This window comes from Flagellimonas sp. (genome assembly GCF_965215805.1).
Classification (GTDB): domain Bacteria; phylum Bacteroidota; class Bacteroidia; order Flavobacteriales; family Flavobacteriaceae; genus Flagellimonas.
Map to the genome: position 1 here is coordinate 2,546,485 of NZ_OZ244124.1, position 17,551 is coordinate 2,564,035.

Annotated in this window: 15 protein-coding genes; 6 read left to right on the forward strand and 9 right to left on the reverse strand. The window is 41.0% G+C overall.

Annotation, left to right across the window (positions count from 1 at the left end; translation table 11 throughout):
* Positions 1-5: 5 nt before the first annotated feature.
* Both ACOOE0_RS11220 and ACOOE0_RS11225 read right to left on the reverse strand, forming a co-directional pair.
* Positions 6-803 (reverse strand): Cof-type HAD-IIB family hydrolase, encoded by a 798-nt coding sequence (locus tag ACOOE0_RS11220; RefSeq protein ID WP_420399007.1) that lies wholly within the window; start codon positions 801-803, stop codon positions 6-8.
* Between the two features lies 1 nt (position 804).
* Entirely contained in the window at positions 805-3,003 is a 2,199-nt protein-coding gene (locus tag ACOOE0_RS11225) for a DUF5916 domain-containing protein (RefSeq protein WP_420399008.1), read from the reverse strand.
* Between the two features lie 164 nt (positions 3,004-3,167).
* Here ACOOE0_RS11225 and ACOOE0_RS11230 point away from each other — a divergent pair, with 164 nt between their 5' ends.
* The gene (locus ACOOE0_RS11230) at positions 3,168-3,938 is read left to right on the forward strand and encodes a S1/P1 nuclease (protein WP_420399009.1); all 771 of its coding nucleotides are present in this window, start codon (positions 3,168-3,170) and stop codon (positions 3,936-3,938) included.
* Positions 3,939-3,941: 3 nt separating this feature from the next.
* Here ACOOE0_RS11230 and ACOOE0_RS11235 read toward each other — a convergent pair whose 3' ends face one another.
* Together ACOOE0_RS11235 and ACOOE0_RS11240 are read right to left on the reverse strand one after the other, a co-directional pair.
* On the reverse strand, positions 3,942-4,538 hold the full coding sequence (locus ACOOE0_RS11235) for an alpha-ketoglutarate-dependent dioxygenase AlkB family protein (RefSeq protein WP_420399010.1): 597 nt from the start codon (positions 4,536-4,538) through the stop codon (positions 3,942-3,944).
* A 1-nt stretch (position 4,539) separates the two neighbouring features.
* Complete coding sequence (locus ACOOE0_RS11240; protein ID WP_420399011.1) at positions 4,540-5,409, reverse strand: AraC family transcriptional regulator; 870 nt, start codon at positions 5,407-5,409, stop codon at positions 4,540-4,542.
* A gap of 210 nt (positions 5,410-5,619) precedes the next feature.
* On the opposite strand from ACOOE0_RS11240, the gene ACOOE0_RS11245 reads away from it, so the two are divergent.
* Positions 5,620-5,970, forward strand: coding sequence for a hypothetical protein (locus tag ACOOE0_RS11245; RefSeq protein WP_420399012.1), 351 nt, complete (start codon positions 5,620-5,622; stop codon positions 5,968-5,970).
* Between the two features lie 774 nt (positions 5,971-6,744).
* Here the strand turns inward: ACOOE0_RS11245 and ACOOE0_RS11250 are convergent.
* From ACOOE0_RS11250 to ACOOE0_RS11260, 3 genes are all read right to left on the reverse strand, one after another.
* Complete coding sequence (locus tag ACOOE0_RS11250) at positions 6,745-7,380, reverse strand: MOSC domain-containing protein (protein WP_420399013.1); 636 nt, start codon at positions 7,378-7,380, stop codon at positions 6,745-6,747.
* 62 nt (positions 7,381-7,442) lie between these two features.
* Positions 7,443-7,796 (reverse strand): DUF6249 domain-containing protein, encoded by a 354-nt coding sequence (locus ACOOE0_RS11255; protein ID WP_420399014.1) that lies wholly within the window; start codon positions 7,794-7,796, stop codon positions 7,443-7,445.
* A gap of 386 nt (positions 7,797-8,182) precedes the next feature.
* Positions 8,183-9,400: an Omp28-related outer membrane protein gene (locus tag ACOOE0_RS11260; RefSeq protein ID WP_420399015.1), complete on the reverse strand. Its 1,218-nt coding sequence runs from the start codon at positions 9,398-9,400 to the stop codon at positions 8,183-8,185.
* Positions 9,401-9,835: 435 nt separating this feature from the next.
* Between ACOOE0_RS11260 and ACOOE0_RS11265 the strand changes: the two genes are divergently transcribed.
* Positions 9,836-10,420, forward strand: coding sequence for an RNA polymerase sigma factor (locus ACOOE0_RS11265; RefSeq protein WP_420399016.1), 585 nt, complete (start codon positions 9,836-9,838; stop codon positions 10,418-10,420).
* On the forward strand, positions 10,407-10,808 hold the full coding sequence (locus ACOOE0_RS11270) for a hypothetical protein (RefSeq protein ID WP_420399017.1): 402 nt from the start codon (positions 10,407-10,409) through the stop codon (positions 10,806-10,808). The genes ACOOE0_RS11265 and ACOOE0_RS11270 overlap by 14 nt, the downstream gene beginning before the upstream one ends.
* Positions 10,809-10,901: 93 nt before the next feature.
* Here the strand turns inward: ACOOE0_RS11270 and htpG are convergent, their stop codons facing one another.
* Positions 10,902-12,788, reverse strand: coding sequence for a molecular chaperone HtpG (gene htpG, locus ACOOE0_RS11275; protein WP_420399018.1), 1,887 nt, complete (start codon positions 12,786-12,788; stop codon positions 10,902-10,904).
* 380 nt (positions 12,789-13,168) lie between these two features.
* Between htpG and ACOOE0_RS11280 the strand changes: the two genes are divergently transcribed.
* Positions 13,169-14,176 carry a 3-oxoacyl-ACP synthase III family protein gene (locus ACOOE0_RS11280; RefSeq protein ID WP_420399019.1) on the forward strand — a complete coding sequence of 336 codons (1,008 nt, stop codon included), beginning with the start codon at positions 13,169-13,171 and terminating at the stop codon, positions 14,174-14,176.
* Between the two features lies 1 nt (position 14,177).
* On the forward strand, positions 14,178-14,717 hold the full coding sequence (locus tag ACOOE0_RS11285) for a pyridoxamine 5'-phosphate oxidase family protein (RefSeq protein ID WP_420399020.1): 540 nt from the start codon (positions 14,178-14,180) through the stop codon (positions 14,715-14,717).
* Between the two features lie 95 nt (positions 14,718-14,812).
* Here the strand turns inward: ACOOE0_RS11285 and ACOOE0_RS11290 are convergent, their stop codons facing one another.
* Complete coding sequence (locus ACOOE0_RS11290) at positions 14,813-17,266, reverse strand: TonB-dependent receptor domain-containing protein (protein ID WP_420399021.1); 2,454 nt, start codon at positions 17,264-17,266, stop codon at positions 14,813-14,815.
* Positions 17,267-17,551: the final 285 nt, after the last annotated feature.

Sequence of the window (17,551 nt, forward strand, 5' to 3'; positions counted from 1 at the left end):
GAAAATCAAAGATGGTCCTTGATAAATTGGGCCACCCCATGTTCCTTATTGCTCAAAGTAACCCAATTGGCCACTGCTTTTGCTTTGTCGCGACCATTGGCAACAGCAACCCCGCAGCCTACCTTTTGCAACATCTCCACATCATTGAAATTATCCCCAAAGGCGATTACATCTTCAAGAGATTCATCCGACTGTAATAAAGATTGGATGGCACCCAATTTGGAGACTGTTTTAGGAGCAATTTCGATTAAGGTGTCATTAGATCGGTAACCATTCATGGTATCGGAAAAACGGGATTCCAAAACCGGGGTAATTTCATCCATCATGCCCTTGGAACCCATAAGCATGATTTTATGTGGGCCAGTATTATTCTGTTCCCATCGTTGTAGGGTTTTGGCAGTGGATTCAAATATGGGTTGGGCCTTGGTGTTAAAAATTTCCTTTTCCACCCGTTCTGAAGTCCCTTCCACACACCATTCATCATTTTGATAAAGTCCAAGCTTTATCCCACGGCCATTGCAAACAGTATGGAGTTCTTTAGCTTGATTAATGGATATCATAATGTTGCAAAGCTCATCCGCATTGTGCAAAACCAAGGCGCCGTTATAACAAACCAAAGGATTACCTCCAATATCCATTCTATCCTGGAGATACCTCATGGACTTGGGCATACGGGCCGAAACCAGTACCACCCGCATTTGGTTTTTTATCCGATTTATTTCCGAAACTGTAAAATCGGAAACGTCATTCTTGCTGGACAGGAGGGTACCGTCCAAATCCGAACAAAGTATCTTAAAATTCATGCTAAATATTGAGCCAATAGGTAAGCTTTAGGTTAATGGACCTATTTCTGGGCATAAAGGTATTGACAAAATAATTGTCATTGTATACCAAAAACAAATCAGAAAGAGGTGCAAAACGCCATTGCAGCCTGGAGTTGAAACCAAGATTGTCCCTCTGGTTGCTGTACTGCACCAAAGTTGACCAAAAAATGGATTTGCTAAACGTAATATCCACCCTCGGGGCCACAAGCCATATATCTGCTCTTGCGTAGGGGGCAGGTAATTCAATATGGTCATAATTAAGATTCATGGATAAATTGACCACAGGTTGCAACCTGAAATTTAAATCTCCTTCAACAGAAAAGCGATTGCCATTAAAGAACTGACCATAGGTTGGCATAACCCCAAACGAAAATGTCTTTCTACGATCGGATTGATACTCCACCGTAGAGGCAGTAAAATGGTAGCCGCGATTAGCTGGAAGGGCAACGGCTCCATCCTTACCTGTGGGTTCAAATTCATCTGTCAAATAGATAAACCTGTGGGTAATATCTGCATTGAGCATGGAAAGATTGTTGAATTCCGCTCCCCAATTCACATTATAGTAGTAATCTGTGTTCTGATAATCCAAACCTGGCCGCCAGGTGTAAATGGAAAAAAGCGCTATGCTGTGGTTATTGATTTTACGATCCTTGGGCCAAAAATTTCGATTGAAATTGGCGGCTATTTTGAAAATATCCGTTCTGGGGATAAATCCTAAATCCGATTCGAAATCTTCATCAATATAAACTAAGTCTATAAAAGCTCCATAGTTCTTCGCATTGTAGTTGGTAAAGGCTCCCAAGGAATAATTACCTTTCGTGTCATTGGGCTGAAAAGACTTATGCCCATAGAATTTACCACTCCAAGTGTTGTCCGCGCTGGCTAAGTTATAATCCATACCCACCACACGATTATATTCTTCGCTCTCTTCCAAGAAATTGGGAGCATCAAAAGTTTGTCTATTGATAAAGAACATGCCAACATTCGATCTTGAAAAAACCTTGTGTTGTAAGGCCAACATCATATTATTGTTGGAGGCTATTTCATTGGCCTCATCTTCTTCGGTCTGAATGTTAAGAAACCCAAGTCTAAGATTATTGTTGAGTTTGCCACTCAAACGCACCCCACCAATAATTTTGTTCTCTATGGTATTATCATCAGCATCTTTGGCAATACCAATTCTCCTGGAGAAAAATGGATTGGCGTCCCTGCCACCCCCAAAAGTGGAAAAAAGGTCACTGTTGTCAATAAAAAATTGACGTCTTTCCGGAAGCGACACCTCAAAGCGGGTAAGGTTGGTGATAAAATTATCCACTTCTACCTGTGAAAAATCCGGATTGAGGGTAATATCCAGATTCATTCCATTTCCAATGGCAACTTTGGCATCCCCTCCGATTTTTACATTGTTTCTGGACTCATTATTTTCAAAATCCTTGCCTGAAATCCCGTTGATATAGGGAATTAAAGCTAAGGGGGTTCTTGATTTCCCCAGTGGTTTTTCAAAATGCATATCGCCCATAAAGGCCAAATTGAAGACCCACTGGTTTTGGGGTATTTTGGTCCAATTACTACGTTCATTGCTTTGCAAATCAAAACGGTAGCTGTTGAATCGCCATTTAGTCTCACCTTCCCTGAATTTAAAGGAGGTCAAAGGAATGGCCATTTCCGAGATGTAATACGTATCGTGAATTTTTGATTCACCGCGCCATTTCACATCCCATGAGGTGGTAAATCCCCTGAGGTCATTGCCTCCACCGGAAATTAAGGCCTCTCTTCGTACGCCCAATGGGTTGATTCCAAATAGAAAGGCATTGGTTCCGTCATTAAACGTATCAAACAATAGGGTTATGTTGTCGCTGTTACCGGCGCGGTAATCCCTACGCAAGGAGGGAGTGATATATTCCTTTCCTTCGGCTTCCTGGCGAATCCCAATATACAGGGTGGTATCATCAAAAAGCATTTTGATTTCTGTCTTTTGCTCGGCCAAAACAGAATCTGTTGGAAAGTACTGTTGAAAACCATGTGCACTTTCAGCTGTATCCCAGACAGATTCGTCCAGAACGCCATCTACGGTAATGGGTTGGGTTATGTACTTTACGGTAAAACTCTTCTCGTTGGATTGTGCGGTGAGGAGCAAAGGTGATATGGCCAAAGCCAATACCAAGCGAAGTTTCAACATAAGGGTGTTTGAGTTAGATTGACAAATTTAAGGGCAACCGTAGTTAAAAAAATCCTAAAAAATACAATCGTTTGTTTTCACTTGACGAATGGCTGATTTGAATTAATCGATGAGGCGTTACAAACTTTAATTTGTAGTTTTTACATTTGAAAAAATCATCAATCATGAGAAACCTCGCCTTTCTTTTTTTGCTTGTTCCTACTTTGATTTTCAGTAATACTTTTTGGGGTAAAACCGGACATCGGGTTACCGGACATATAGCCCAAAATCATTTGACCGGAAAAGCCAAAAGGGCATTAAAGGATTTGTTGGACGGGCACAGCTTGGCGTATGTTTCCACCTTTGCCGATGAAATCAAGGCCGACCGCAAGTATTCGGGTTATTTTGCCTGGCATTTTGTGAATTATCCTTTGGGTACCCGCTATGAGGATTCGGAAAAAAGCAAATACGGTGATATAATCACGGGGATAGAGGAGTGTATCCGCATGGTTAAGAACAAAGAAAACAGCAAGAAAGTCCGTTCCTTTCATCTTAAAATGCTGGTACATTTGATTGGCGATCTGCATCAGCCCATGCATGCCAGTAGGGCGGAGGACAAAGGTGGTAATTCCATTCAGGTGCAGTGGTTTGGGGAAGGAAGCAATTTGCACAGGGTATGGGACAAAAACCTGATTGAATCCTACGGCATGACCTACACGGAATTGGCCACTGAACTGGACCATTTGAGCCGTAAGGAACGTAAGAAAGTTCAGGAAGGAACCATATACGACTGGGTAGAGGAGTCCCATGAGATATGTGCCGATATTTACGACTCGGCCAAAACGGGTGACAAACTCGGCTACCAGTATGGCTATAAATATAATGAAGTGCTTTTCCAACAACTTCAAAGAGGTGGGTTTCGTTTGGCCAAGGTGCTCAATGACCTTTTTGAATAGCGCCTACTTGATTACCCTAAACGTTAGATTGATTCGTCCACCAATCTTTTTTGAGGTTTTTGGGATTTGATGCTGCCAAAAATGTTGGGTTGCCCCTTTCATGATCAATAAGCTCCCATGTTGCAATAGAATCTTGGACTTTATTCGTTTGTCTGCCTTGTTTCTCAAATGGAAAAAGCGTTCGGCGCCCAGACTTACCGAAGCGATTATCGGGTTTGTTCCCAGTTCCTTTTCGTCATCGGAATGCCAGCCGTTGCTGTCTTTTCCATCCCTATAAAAGTTAAGTAGGCAGGTGGTAAAGGTGTTCTGGGTCAATTGCTCCACCTCCTTTTTAATTTGTTGCAATTCGGGTGTAAAGCTGTGTGGGTTCATTGTAATTCCAGAATAGGAATAGGTTTTGTCATTATCAGCGTATAAAGCCGTTAATCTTGGCTGGGGATGGGTTTTGCCAAAAACGGTGATTTGATCCTGCTGCCAAGGTATGGTTTCGCCCAGTATTCGGAAGAAGTGGTTGGCCCGTTCAGGACTTAGGAATGAAGGATGATAAATAATATCAGCGTTTTGCAGATCCAAGTCTATTTTGGTGTCAAAAAGCTCCATTTTATTTAAGGACTTTTCTCAACTGGTTTCTGTACTCTGATGGATTTTGCCCTGTAAAGGCCTTAAAACTTTTATTGAAGTGCGAAAAATTGTTGAATCCACTTTCATAACATACCTCGGTGATGCTGATGGGCTGTTCCGCCAGAAGTTTGGAGGCGTGTACCAACCGATATTCATTTACAAATTGTGTAAAAGTTTTATGGGTTATTTTTTTGAAGTATCTACAAAAAGAAGGAACGGTCATACTAACCAAATCTGCAATTTCTTCCAAGCTTATATCCTCCTTGAAATTGGCCTTTACATGGTTAAAAACAATATTGATCCTGTCATTGTCCTTGACCTCGGTCTCCATGGAAAAACCTTCGGCATTCAGCACTTTGATTTCTTCCGAGGTTGCCAATTGGTTTAAAATGTTCAGGATCGAGAGCAAACGTTGAAAATCCGTCTGATACTCCAAAATTTCCATTTTTTCTCCCACCTTGAGCTTCGTTTTTCCAAAGAAGGCAATACCCCCTTTTGCCACTTCAAACAATGTTTGGATGTTCTTCATTTCTGGGATATTAAAGAAGTCATTTCCCAGAAAATCCAATTTCATCTGTACAATGGTCTCACTTTTGTTGCCGGTCAATTTATCTGTAAAACCGCAATGGGGTAGATTGGAACCGATCAAGATCAAGTCTCCGTTCCTGAAATAGGAGACATGGCTGCCAATTTGCCTTTTTCCCGATCCCCCGTTTATATATACCAACTCCAATTCTGGGTGATAGTGCCAAGCATTGTTTTTGTTTTCGTTGTTCTCGTTAAACTTTTGGTAGGTGAACGAGTGCCCGAAAGTAGGTTCTATAGCTTCAAAAGCGGGCTTCTGTTTCATCGCGTTCAATTTTATTTGGTACTGTAAAATTAAGGTGCTTTAAACCAAGCTGCTATGCAAAATTACCTAAAATATGTGCTATTTTAACCTTAACACCAAATTAACATGCTTAATAGGGTAAAATTGAACATAAATTGGAAAATAGGGTAGTGTTGGGAGCTGAATTGCCATAGTAGTTTTGTCTTGTAATTATTAAAAAAACGAAACGTTATGAAATCAGTTTTGAATTATGTTACAGTAGCAGCATTCCTTTTGGGTACAATGGGATATGCAAACGGACCTGCAAAAAGCGAGGTAGAGAAAAATTTGATCAACATTGAACTTGATCCTGTATTTGTAAAGAAGGGGGACAAATTGTTTGTGAACCTTTTGAACCTATCCCAGGAGAAAGTAACTCTAAAAGTATATGACAGTCAAAACAGGCTGGTTTTCAAAGAAACTGTGAGCGGAGAACTTGTAGTTGAAAAAGCTTTCAATTTTGAAAAGGCCTTTAAAGACAGCTATACTGTAGTGGTAGTTGACGAATCTGGTACCTTCAAGGAAACCATTAGCGTAAAATAAGTTTGTTTAGTTAAATTCAGTTTTGAGGGAGGCCCAATTTTGGGCCTCTTTTTTTGTGGAGAAACAAAAAAGACCTGCCGGGAAAAGAAAAGCCCATTGCACCCGACAGGCCAAAAAGAACACTAACTAATTACATCACTTCAATCGTAATCTTGGATTGCAATGGTTCTGTTGCACTAAGGTCCAAAAGTACATCGGGTTTGTAATCTTTTTCTATCCCAATGGACGTGTGCCCTATTTGAATTGACGGATGCCCATTTTCAATTGACGGATTTTCAATGGACAATGTTCAATTAACAATATTCAATTCATTTGATCCAAGACTCTAGAGCCAAGAGCCAAGATGCTAGGTGCTAGATGTTGGATGCTAGATGTTGGATGCTAGATGCGGGATGTGGGATGCTGGATGTAGGTGTTGATGGGCCGTTTTCAATTTTCAATTTTCCATTTTCAATCGTCGACATCAGACATCAGACATCAGACTCAAGACCCAAGATGCTGGATGCTAGTTGTTCTAAGGATAGGGCGGTTTTCCATTTTCAACTTTTCATTTTCCATTTTCAATCATCGGGCATCAGACAGCAAGCAACTGACAACTGATTAAGCAAGAATTGAATTTGAACTTGGAACGCGGATTCTTTGATTATTGGATTGTTAGAGGCATTTAGTTTACCGAAGGCAGAAGACCGTTTTCAACATTTCATTTTCAATTTTCCATTATCTGAACGCTGAACGCTGAACGCTGAACGCTGAACCTTGAACTGAAACTTGAGCTTACTTAAGAAATCTCCGCAGTTTGTCCCTTTTCCGTTGCGGTAAGGCCTCATTTTCCAAAGCCAATTGTATCTGCTCTGGATCTTTTTTTCGGGTAAAAAGCAGTTGATAAAATTGTTGGGTAGTCAAAGGGTTGGGAGATTCCTCAACCAACTCAAATTCATCCCCAATCTGGACTTGACCAACTTCCAGAACCCGTATATAAGTTCCTGGATACCCATGGTCTATGAATGTTTTTAAAATGTCTTGGTCATCAAAACGGATTCCCAGTTTAAAACAGGGCTCCCGTGGTTGGGTAACTTGAACCAAGGCAGTACCCACCTTGTAGATATTTCCAATTTTAAGGGTAGTCTCATCCAAGCCTTCAACAGTCAAGTTTTCTCCAAACATGCCCCAATCCCAATCCAGGTTGGGGTACTTTTCCTTCCAATAAGGATATTGCTCTTTTGCAAAGAGATAACAGGCCTTAAAAACACCTCCATGCACTTTTCTGTCGCTTATGTTGTCCTTGGCAACACTTTCAGATTCCAGGGTAATTGGTTCGTTTACAGGGTATTTGAAAATCCCCGTGGTGGTTTCCTGACCGTTCCAGACTATGGGAGTGGGCTTGCCCAAATTGGTAGAGATGATTCGCATAGGCTGAAATTAAAAAAACCACCGGGATTACCGATGGTCTTTAACAGAAAGATATTCTTTTTTTATCCCTTTTTCTCGAACCTTTTGGTGATGAAAAAGCCCACCATCAAGCCTATCCCTGCCAGTAGAAAGATGGTTCCGGGAAATGCTATTTCCTCATCCAAGCCCAAACCGTTGACCATGGAAGAACCTAAAAAGATGGCAATCCCTATACTCATTAGAAGAACGGCAAAATTGATCAATACAATTTTCCATGTAGACAGTTCGCCATCGTCCTTGGACTTAAAAAAGATACTGGCATCTACCCCTTTTTCTATTAAGGCCAGTCGTTCTTTATTGCGAGTGGAAAAATAGAGGTAACAAATTGCGAAAACTACCAGAAAAAAGCTGATTGGAATTAAAATTGCTTCTGCCATGATATTCGTTTTTTAATTGATTAATAAACTCGTTTTGCGATAAGACGACACTTTTTTTGTTGAGGTTACAGTTCATCTAGTATTTTTTTCCGTGGTGCATTTGAAAACACCTTAACTCAAAAACCGTCAGTTCTAGTTTTTTCCGAAGGAAAAAGTATCCAGAACAAGGTTTTTGTTTTAAAATTCTAATTCTCGACAGATTTGACCCAAGACCCAAGACCCAAGACCCAAGACCCGAGATGCTGGATGCTAGTTGTTCTAAGGATGAGGAGGTTTTCTGGTTTCCATTTCCTGAACTTAAATTTTAGATTGTATGAAAAAGCCCCACCAATTTAAATGAATTCTGGCAGGGCTAAAGACAAATGTTTATGTCAAACTACATGATCTTAATCGTAATCTTGTACAGTTAAGGTACCATCCCCATTAACCGCCAATTGCTGTGCATTAAGCACGTATTTTTGATCTACGGTCCCCCCATTTTTGGCGACGAAGGCAACAATCTTTAGATTATCCTTATTATAGCTGCTAAGGTCACTGACTTTAAACATGCGTTGAAACTTCCTCTGCTCAGCAACTACTTCGTCCGATATCTCAAGGCCTTCCAATGGTGTTAAAGCTTCTCTGAATACGTTATTGTGGATATAATCATTTATGGGATCTTCCTCCTCATAAAAAGGATGTCCTTCGTATTGACTTCCATTTTCGAAACTGTAATTATTGTCTTGAGGTTCTACTAAGCCATCTTCCAAGAGATAGACGTTTAACGAGACACTGTTTTCACTTGCTCTAAACCCTGCCTCTACAAATACTTCAAGTTCGTCATTGTTGTTAATTCTCGAACTAATCGCTAGGCCCATATTTGCTGTTTCACCTGATTGTTCTGCAACGTTACTTTCCCATTCACTTCGTGACATCACATAATCTTCGCTGGAAATCGATTTCCTTCTATTAACCATACCTGTGGGAATACCGTTTACACCAAAGGTCTCATATACATAGATGTATAATAATTGATGTGATAAATTTCCATTTCCATTGTAGATATTGGAAACAATTATGTTCTCAAAATTTTCATTGAGAGCATCTAACCTGACCGGAACATCAACGCTCCACCCTGTATCTGTCCCCACAACAGGTTCCAATAGAATTTTTCGAGTATATGTTTCTGGGTTTTCGGTAAACTGGATGGTCAAATCTCCAGAGTAAGAGCAGGTTCCGTTGTCGGATTCTGCATCTTCATTGAAGTTTTCGGCTAATGGGTCTGTGCAGTTGTACAGGCATGTACTGTCTTCGGCATTGGCATCTGGGTTATAATTAAGTGCGTTGGGATCGGTACACCCCTCTATTTCGCAGTAGCCGTCCTCAGTGGCGTCTGGGTCATAATTGGAGGCATCAGGATTCATACATCCTACAATAGTATATGTGCATGAATTATCACTATCCGTTGCGTCAGGGTTATAGTTGTTGGCATCTGGATCTGTGCACCCCAAAATCTGTTGAGGTTCTGGAGTTTTGGGGTCGTCTTTGGAGCAATTGGTAAATAGAACAGTCAAAACACCTAAAAAAAGGTAGTACGCAATTTTTTTGATTTGAATGGTTTTCATGATAAAGCAGGTTTGTTCCTAAATTAATTTTCAGGAAAAATAAACCAGCTTACCTCTATTACTATGTACCAATGGACGTATCCCTGTTTTGAATTGACGGATGCACGTTTTCAATTGACGGTTTACAGTTTTCAATGAGCAATTAACAATTTTAAATTTTGAGTTTTGAATTTTCAATTGGCGGAATGCTGGATTCGAGATGCGCGTTGGGATGGGCCGTTTTCAACTTTCCATTTTCAATCTTCAGACACCAAGCACCAAGCACCAAGCACCAAGCACCAAACACCAAGCACCAGACATTAGTTTACCGTTTTCCATTTTTCATTGTAGAACCATAAAGACCAATTGAATGGACGAATTGTTATCCAAATGCGCCATTACTTTTTTTTAACTTTAATGTAACCTAGGGCCTTCCAACGTCGTCTTACTCAACAAATGAAGCAAACGAAAAACCAACCGGATATTGCTGCCATCTTAAATGGGGATACGCAGGAATTTTCCATCCTTGTGGATCAGTACAAGGACTTGGTATTTACGGTTGCCATACGTACCCTGAAAAATAGGGAAGAGGCAGAGGAAGTGGCCCAAGATACCTTTATAAAGGTGTTTAAGTCCTTAAAGAATTTTAAAGGCGATGCCAAGCTGTCTTCCTGGATCTATAGGATTGCATACAATACCTGTTTGGATCGGGTAAAGAAGCATAAAAAGGAACTTAAAAATACACCCATTGAGGAGGTAAGAAGTGAGGCGGTGATGGAAATGGGCAATGCCCTTGACAGAATGGTGATGCAAGAACGGGCTGAAACCATTAAAAGATGTATACAGCAGTTGTCTGCAGTTGATGCAGCTTTGCTGACACTTTTTTATTTTGAAGAAAAAGACCTTAAAGAAATGGCCAAGGCATTAAATCTAAGTGCTAACACGGCCAAGGTAAAACTGTTTAGGGCCAGGAATAGGCTAGGAGCTATTTTAAAAAAACAATTGGAACCAGAAACAATACAAAGTTATGGACAAGGATAAAGAATTGGAAAGACTAGTGGATAAAATGATGGAAGAGGCCCCGTTGGAAACTCCATCATCCAATTTTACTTACGTGGTAATGCAGGAAGTGACCAAGCTTCAGCAATCTATAGCCGAGTATAAACCCGTGATGTCCATAAAGTCCATTTTAATAGCCCTGGGCATGTTGGGAGTTTTTGGGTTCTACCTGTTCACCACCAATTCTGCAACAACGCCCGCCGAGGGTCAAGTTATTCAGCTGTTATCAGATGCCAAAAGTTGGTTTTCTGCAAAAATGCCGCAGCTACAGATTTCAAAAACGTTTAGCTATATGGTAGGGGCCATAGGGCTCATGGTATGTTTCCAAGCCTTTGTCCTCAAGCGCTATTTTATTAAGAGATGGGCCTAAAAATGAAAATGTCAGTTCGAGCGGAGCCAAGATATGCTTGGATAGTCTTTTAAGACGTTCTCGACTACGCTCGAACTGACATCATCTGTATATCTACTTGATCATATCGTAGCTACGGGCAATGAAGTTGGTCAACTCCTCACCTTTAAGCAGTCCTTTGGACAAACGCGCCAAATCCAGGGATTGATTGATTAAACGCTCCCGTTTTTTAGCCGTTTTGGTATTAAGGATTTCACCCACCAATTCGTGGTTGGTGTTTACGATCAAATTGTACATTTCCGGCATATTGCCCATCCCGAACATTCCACCTCCACCGGTTTGCTGCATTTCCTTCATGCGGCGCATAAATTCCGGTTCCGTAATGATAAATGGGGAAGCACTGCTGTCCATGGCTTCCATTTGGATCGTATATCCTTTCTCTTGGACAACTTTTTCCAAATCGGCCTTGAGACGGTCTTTCTCTTCGTCGGAAAGTTTGGAAATAGCGGTATCCTCTTTTTTGATCAGGTTGTCCAGATGGTCTGCATCCACACGGGCAAAAGAGAGCTTCTCCTTGGAAGTTTCCAATTTTTGCATCAGATGCGAAACAATTGGGGAATCCATCAGCAATACCTCATAACCTTTGGCTTTGGCAGCTTCTATATAGCTGTGCTGTGCCTCTTTGTCCGAAGCATACAGTACTACTAATTTGTCGTCTTTATCCGTTTGATTGTCCTTGATTTTGTTTTCCAGCTCTTCAAATGTGAAGTAGGAACCATCAACGGTAGGGTATAGGGCAAATTTGTCCGCTTTTTCAAAGAATTTCTCTTCGGAAAGCATACCATACTCGATCACTACCTTGATATCGTTCCATTTTTGTTCAAAATCCTCACGATTATTTTTGAAAAGGGAGCTTAATTTGTCCGCAACTTTTTTGGTGATGTAGGATGATATCTTTTTCACCGCCCCATCCGCTTGCAAATAGGAACGGGAAACATTCAACGGAATATCCGGAGAATCGATTACCCCTCTTAGCATGGTCAAGAATTCAGGAACAATCCCCTCTACGTTGTCTGTTACAAAAACTTGGTTTTGATAGAGCTGAATCCTGTCTTTTTGAACATTTAGATCATTAGTCAATTTGGGGAAATACAAAATCCCAGTCAGGTTGAAGGGATAGTCCACATTCAAATGAATGTTGAACAAAGGTTCCTCGAACTGCATGGGATACAACTCCCGGTAAAAATTCTTATAGTCTTCTTCCTTAAGGTCTGTGGGCTTTTTGGTCCAAGCAGGAGTAGGGTTATTGATAATGTCATCCACTTCCTGGGTTGGAGCTGGGTCGTCTTCCTTAGCACCTTCAGGTTTTGGAAGCGTTTCGGTCTTGGTTCCAAATTTTATGGGGATGGGCATAAACTTGTTGTACTTGGTCAACAGCTCCCTTATTTTGGAATCTTCCAAAAATTCTGTGGAATCTTCGGCAACATGAAGAATGATCTCTGTTCCTCTATCATCCTTTTGGGTTTCTTCCAAGGTAAATTCGGGAGATCCATCACAGGTCCAGTGAACGGCTGGTTCATCCTTAAAACTCTTGGTAATGATCTCTACCTTGTCTGCCACCATAAAAGCTGAATAGAAACCAAGTCCAAAGTGCCCTATGATTCCTGAATCTTTACCGGCATCCTTGTATTTGTCCAAAAATTCCTCGGCACCGGAAAAAGCTACCTCGTTGATGTACTTCTTTACTTCCTCGGCCGTCATACCAATACCTTGGTCAACAATACGGATTTGTTTGTTGTCCTTATCCACTTTGACCTCAATCTGAGGATTGCCATATTCTACTTTGGCCTCACCAATGGACGTGAGGTGTTTCAGTTTTAAGGTTGCATCCGTGGCGTTGGAAATGAGTTCCCTAAGGAAGATTTCATGGTCACTGTATAGAAATTTCTTGATTAGGGGAAATATGTTCTCTACGGAAACATTGATTTTGCCTGTAGCCATTGTTAAATAGTTTTCTTTTTTCCATAGCATGACAAAAAAAATACCAGAATTACAAAGCTGACAAACTGACATCGCAGGGGAACCTTCAATTTTAACATAATTTTGTTTAACAAAAATTAAAAAAGAATAAACAAAATTTATATATTTGTACTGTTATGGAAGAAGATTGCTATGAAAACTTCATGCTGTAACACGTTTGTTTATTGGTTAGGTTGTTGGAAACGCACTATCGCTCGGTAGTGCGTTCTCCGTTAGGGCTTATTGGGTTGGACATCCCATATTCTATTTTTTGAGAGATATAACTACTAGCTTGAATATATTTTTTACTTTTCCACGAAATACTTTTGCTTGTTTTGCAAGAGTGGCTTAAAGAATACTTTATGTACAATTCCAAAATATCTGGACTCGGGTATTATGTTCCCGAAAATGTGGTTACCAATGACGATTTGACCAAGGTGATGGAGACTAGTGACGAATGGATTCAGGAACGAACAGGAATCAAGGAGCGTCGCCATGTGGTAAAAGGAACGGATACCACCACTTCCATGGGTGTCAAGGCGGCCAAAATTGCCATTGAACGCGCTGGAATAGACAAAGATGACATTGACTTTATCGTTTTTGCAACACTAAGCCCGGACTACTATTTTCCAGGCCCAGGAGTACTGGTTCAAAGGGATTTGGGAATCAAAACGGTTGGCGCGCTTGACGTTAGAAATCAGTGTTCTGGCTTTGTTTATGGGGTTTCTGTGGCAGACCAATATATTAAGAGCGGCATGTACAAAAATGTACTTGTTATCGGTTCTGAACTACATTCCCATGGTCTGGATATGACTACCAGAGGTAGGGGTGTATCAGTGATTTTTGGTGATGGGGCAGGGGCGGCCGTACTGACGCGCGAGGAGGATACCTCCAAAGGAATTCTTTCGTCCCACTTACATTCTGAAGGCCAACATGCGGAGGAACTATCCCTAATTGCCCCAGGAATGGGCAAAAGATGGGTTACCGATATTATCGATGACAAAGATCCTGAGGATACTTCATACTATCCATACATGAATGGGCAGTTTGTTTTTAAAAATGCCGTGGTTCGCTTTAGCGAGGTAATTATGGAAGGACTTCAAAAGAACCAATTGGGTCCTCAAGATATTGACATGCTGATTCCGCATCAAGCCAATTTGCGCATCTCCCAATTTGTGCAAAAGAAATTCGGCCTCTCCAATAATCAAGTCTTCAATAACATCATGAAATATGGGAATACCACAGCAGCATCTATTCCTATTGCCCTGACCGAGGCATGGGAAGCGGGTAAGGTAAAAGAAGGTGATTTGGTGGTTTTGGCTGCTTTTGGTAGTGGGTTTACCTGGGGAAGTGTGATCATAAGGTGGTAGGATGGGCAGGCAACTAAAGGGTTTAACTCCACCATTGATTGAATTCATAGAAAGACAAAAAATGTTTTTTGTGGCAACAGCCATGGAAGAAGGAAGCATCAATCTTTCGCCAAAAGGCTTGGATTCCCTGCGGGTGTTGGATTCAAACAGAGTCATATGGCTCAATCTTACAGGAAGTGGCAATGAAACGGCCATCCATCTCAGTCATAATGATCGAATTACCCTGATGTTTTGCGCTTTTGAGGGCGACCCAACAATTCTTCGACTTTACGGAAATGCAAAAGTGTATGGTACCGAAAATGAAAACTGGAATAAGCATATCCAATTGTTCCCCAAAATAGTTGGAAGTAGACAATTGGTAGATGTGGATATTGAAAAAGTGCAAATTTCTTGTGGGATGGGGGTGCCATTAATGGACTATCAATCCCAACGGGAAGGGCTGTTGGACTGGGCCGAAAAACAGGGTGACGAAGGTTTGGAAAAATATTGGCGAAAAAAGAATGTAACCAGCATAGATGGTTTTGAAACCAATAAGGAATAAAACAAAACCCCAATCTCTTAAGAGATTGGGGTTTTTAAATGATAGACCTTGAAGACTAACCAACCAACACTCTGTCAAGGAATACCAAAATCATGCTATAGAATTCCTCCGCTGGATTGCTTAGTGTTGTTATCTCTTCGCTTACGTTGTTTGGCTCTGTATTTGCCACCGCCAAATCGGTAGGAAAGACCCGCATAAACGTTATGGCTTTCCCAGTTGAATCCTCCGTCCTGCACATAAGGACGTTGCCCATCAAATTGGAACATCATACTGTTGAACATGTCGTTGTAATTTACACTGATGGTACCTTTACCTTGTGCAAAGCTGTAGCGTGCACCTAGATTCACAAAATACATGGGTTCTATAGTAAACTGGATATTTTGGTTCTGTCCGCGGTAGAAGCCAAACACCTGCATGGTCAGTTTTTTGGTAACCGTAAAGCTGTTGTTCACCCTTAGGTTCCACGCATTGTTATCCACTTCCACGTTTTCCACAAGAATATCATTCTCCGTTGGGTCTGGATTGTCTCCCACCAAACTTTCGGTTATCCCGCGATTGGTTTGTGAATAGTAATCAAAACTAGCGTTGATGCTCCACCACTTAAGGGGTTTGTAGTTGATGGACGTTTCAAAACCATAGGCAGAGGTCTCATCAAAATTGTCAAATGTTAGGATCAGTTTATTGAAATCCAATCGGTCTACGTAGACAGCCCTGTTAATTTCATCAGATATGGCCCTGTAGAACACTCCAGCCGTAATGCTTCCATTTTTGATTCGTTTGGTGTAGTTGGCCTCATACGAGTTGGTAAACTGGGGAACCAAACTAGGATTACCAAAAGAGGAAATCAACGGAGTAGCCCATTCCCTAATGGGGTTAACCTGTTGTAGACCTGGTCTGTCAACCCTTCTACTATAGCTTACCTGCAACTGATCTTTTTCATTGGGTCTGTAAGTCAAGAAAGCGGATGGGTAGATTTCCGTGTATTTGTCCGTGAATGAGCGAACTCTGTTTGTATCGGCCTGCACCTCCACATTTTCTATTCTTGCACCAACTTGGTAAGACCATTTCTCCCGGTTCTGACCAAAGGTCACATAAGCAGAATACACATCCATATTGTAATCAAAGTCTGTGCTAGGTGTTGGAACCAGATTGCCTTGGGAATTAAAGGACAATCCTGTGGAATTGTAGCCCACATTGGTTTCAAAGTTTCTGGACTCCAACCCAATTTCCAATTTGGAAATGCTATCAAGCGGATTCACATAATCCAAGTTGGCAATGGTTTGTGTACGCTCGGTGTCCACAAAATCCATATAATCAGGGAACAGACTCGCTCCAGTGGTCCTAAAGTCGGCATCTTGATTGTTTTCAAAGCGATTATGATCTACTTCCAACTCAATATTGTGCCCCTCTTTTTTAAAATCCAGTTTGTAATCAAAGTTGTACTGTTCGCTGCGATTGTCGCTTACGTCAGAGAAAAACTGTGTTAAGTTTCTGGATAGGTCATCCCTATAGGTTATGGCTGTGATTCCCTCTCCGTCCCCATCAAATATGTTTTGATTGGTAAAAACGGAAATGGTGTTTTTGTCGTTCAGATAAAAATCAACCCCAACCTTGTACAAATGTGATTTGTTGTTGTTGAAAAAATCGAAGTCTTGGACAGAGTTCTCGTCCACTCTCAAAATATGTCCATCGTTCACGTATTTCCCAATATTGTTTCCGTAGTTACCATAAAAATTGAACTTCCCATTTCTGTAGTTCATATCGATGGAACTATTGAATTTGGCCTCAATACCCTTGGTCAAACCTGTGGTAATACTACCGTTGAAACCAATATTTGCATTTTTGTGCAACACAATATTGATGATACCGCTCATCCCTTCAGGGTTGTATTTGGCTGAAGGATTGGTGATCAATTCAATGGATTTGATGGATGTTGATGGGATTTGACGTAGCAATTGCGCAACAGGAACGTTGGAGAGCTTTCCGTCTACCATCACCCTTACATTACTGTTTCCCCTCATAGTGATATCCCCGGTCTGTGAATCCACGTTTACGGAGGGTATATTGTTCATAATATCCGAAGCTGTAGCTCCAGCCGTAGTTAAGTCTTTTCCAACGTTGATTACCTTTCGGTCAACGCGCTGCTCAATAGTGGTGCGCTCTGCAACCACTTCCACCTCTGAAAGTTCTTCAGTTTCTTCCATTAGGGTAATGGTACCAACGTTTACTTTTCTATTCCTTTTGGTGATAACCAACTTTTGGGAATACGTTTTGTACCCAATAAACTGAACTTCCAATACGAAATTTCCCTCGGGAAGCTTTTTGATTTCGAAAGTACCATCCTCCGTGGTGATTCCTCCGGTAATGGTTTCCGTACCATCCTCAGATTTAACAACAATGGCCGCATAGGCAACCGGTTGGTTCAAGGCATTGTCAATAACAGTACCGGAAATGGAACCCACAGGGGGTTCATTGTCATTGTTGGCTTTTGCGTTTTCAGGTAAAATGATGCACAGGAGTAGTGCAAAAAGAAAGATTACTCTTTTCATGAGCTGTTTGTTTTTGATTGATTGATGTTGTCTACAAGACGACGTTAAACGGAGAATGTTACATTTCCTTTTGGGTTTAACACATTTTAACAACCACAAAAAAGATAAGGGCTTGTAAGGCAGGAGGTTTTATGCGGACAAAAATCCAGGTTTGGAAAAAAAATAGGCCCTGACTTTCAGTCTAAACCGAAACACCAGGGCCAAATACATTGATAAGCTATACTAAACACTAACCATTAACTATAAAAAAATACAGACTTACCAATGCTTAATTTTGTACGTACA

Excerpts from the sequence above, each read along its gene's own strand:
- ACOOE0_RS11220 (WP_420399007.1), bottom strand. The coding sequence starts at position 803 with ATGAATTTTAAGATACTTTGTTCGGATTTGGACGGTACCCTCCTGTCC.
- ACOOE0_RS11225 (WP_420399008.1), bottom strand. The coding sequence starts at position 3,003 with ATGTTGAAACTTCGCTTGGTATTGGCTTTGGCCATATCACCTTTGCTC.
- ACOOE0_RS11230 (WP_420399009.1), top strand. The coding sequence starts at position 3,168 with ATGAGAAACCTCGCCTTTCTTTTTTTGCTTGTTCCTACTTTGATTTTC.
- ACOOE0_RS11235 (WP_420399010.1), bottom strand. The coding sequence starts at position 4,538 with ATGGAGCTTTTTGACACCAAAATAGACTTGGATCTGCAAAACGCTGAT.
- ACOOE0_RS11240 (WP_420399011.1), bottom strand. The coding sequence starts at position 5,409 with ATGAAACAGAAGCCCGCTTTTGAAGCTATAGAACCTACTTTCGGGCAC.
- ACOOE0_RS11245 (WP_420399012.1), top strand. The coding sequence starts at position 5,620 with ATGAAATCAGTTTTGAATTATGTTACAGTAGCAGCATTCCTTTTGGGT.
- ACOOE0_RS11250 (WP_420399013.1), bottom strand. The coding sequence starts at position 7,380 with ATGCGAATCATCTCTACCAATTTGGGCAAGCCCACTCCCATAGTCTGG.
- ACOOE0_RS11255 (WP_420399014.1), bottom strand. The coding sequence starts at position 7,796 with ATGGCAGAAGCAATTTTAATTCCAATCAGCTTTTTTCTGGTAGTTTTC.
- ACOOE0_RS11260 (WP_420399015.1), bottom strand. The coding sequence starts at position 9,400 with ATGAAAACCATTCAAATCAAAAAAATTGCGTACTACCTTTTTTTAGGT.
- ACOOE0_RS11265 (WP_420399016.1), top strand. The coding sequence starts at position 9,836 with ATGAAGCAAACGAAAAACCAACCGGATATTGCTGCCATCTTAAATGGG.
- ACOOE0_RS11270 (WP_420399017.1), top strand. The coding sequence starts at position 10,407 with ATGGACAAGGATAAAGAATTGGAAAGACTAGTGGATAAAATGATGGAA.
- htpG (WP_420399018.1), bottom strand. The coding sequence starts at position 12,788 with ATGGCTACAGGCAAAATCAATGTTTCCGTAGAGAACATATTTCCCCTA.
- ACOOE0_RS11280 (WP_420399019.1), top strand. The coding sequence starts at position 13,169 with ATGTACAATTCCAAAATATCTGGACTCGGGTATTATGTTCCCGAAAAT.
- ACOOE0_RS11285 (WP_420399020.1), top strand. The coding sequence starts at position 14,178 with ATGGGCAGGCAACTAAAGGGTTTAACTCCACCATTGATTGAATTCATA.
- ACOOE0_RS11290 (WP_420399021.1), bottom strand. The coding sequence starts at position 17,266 with ATGAAAAGAGTAATCTTTCTTTTTGCACTACTCCTGTGCATCATTTTA.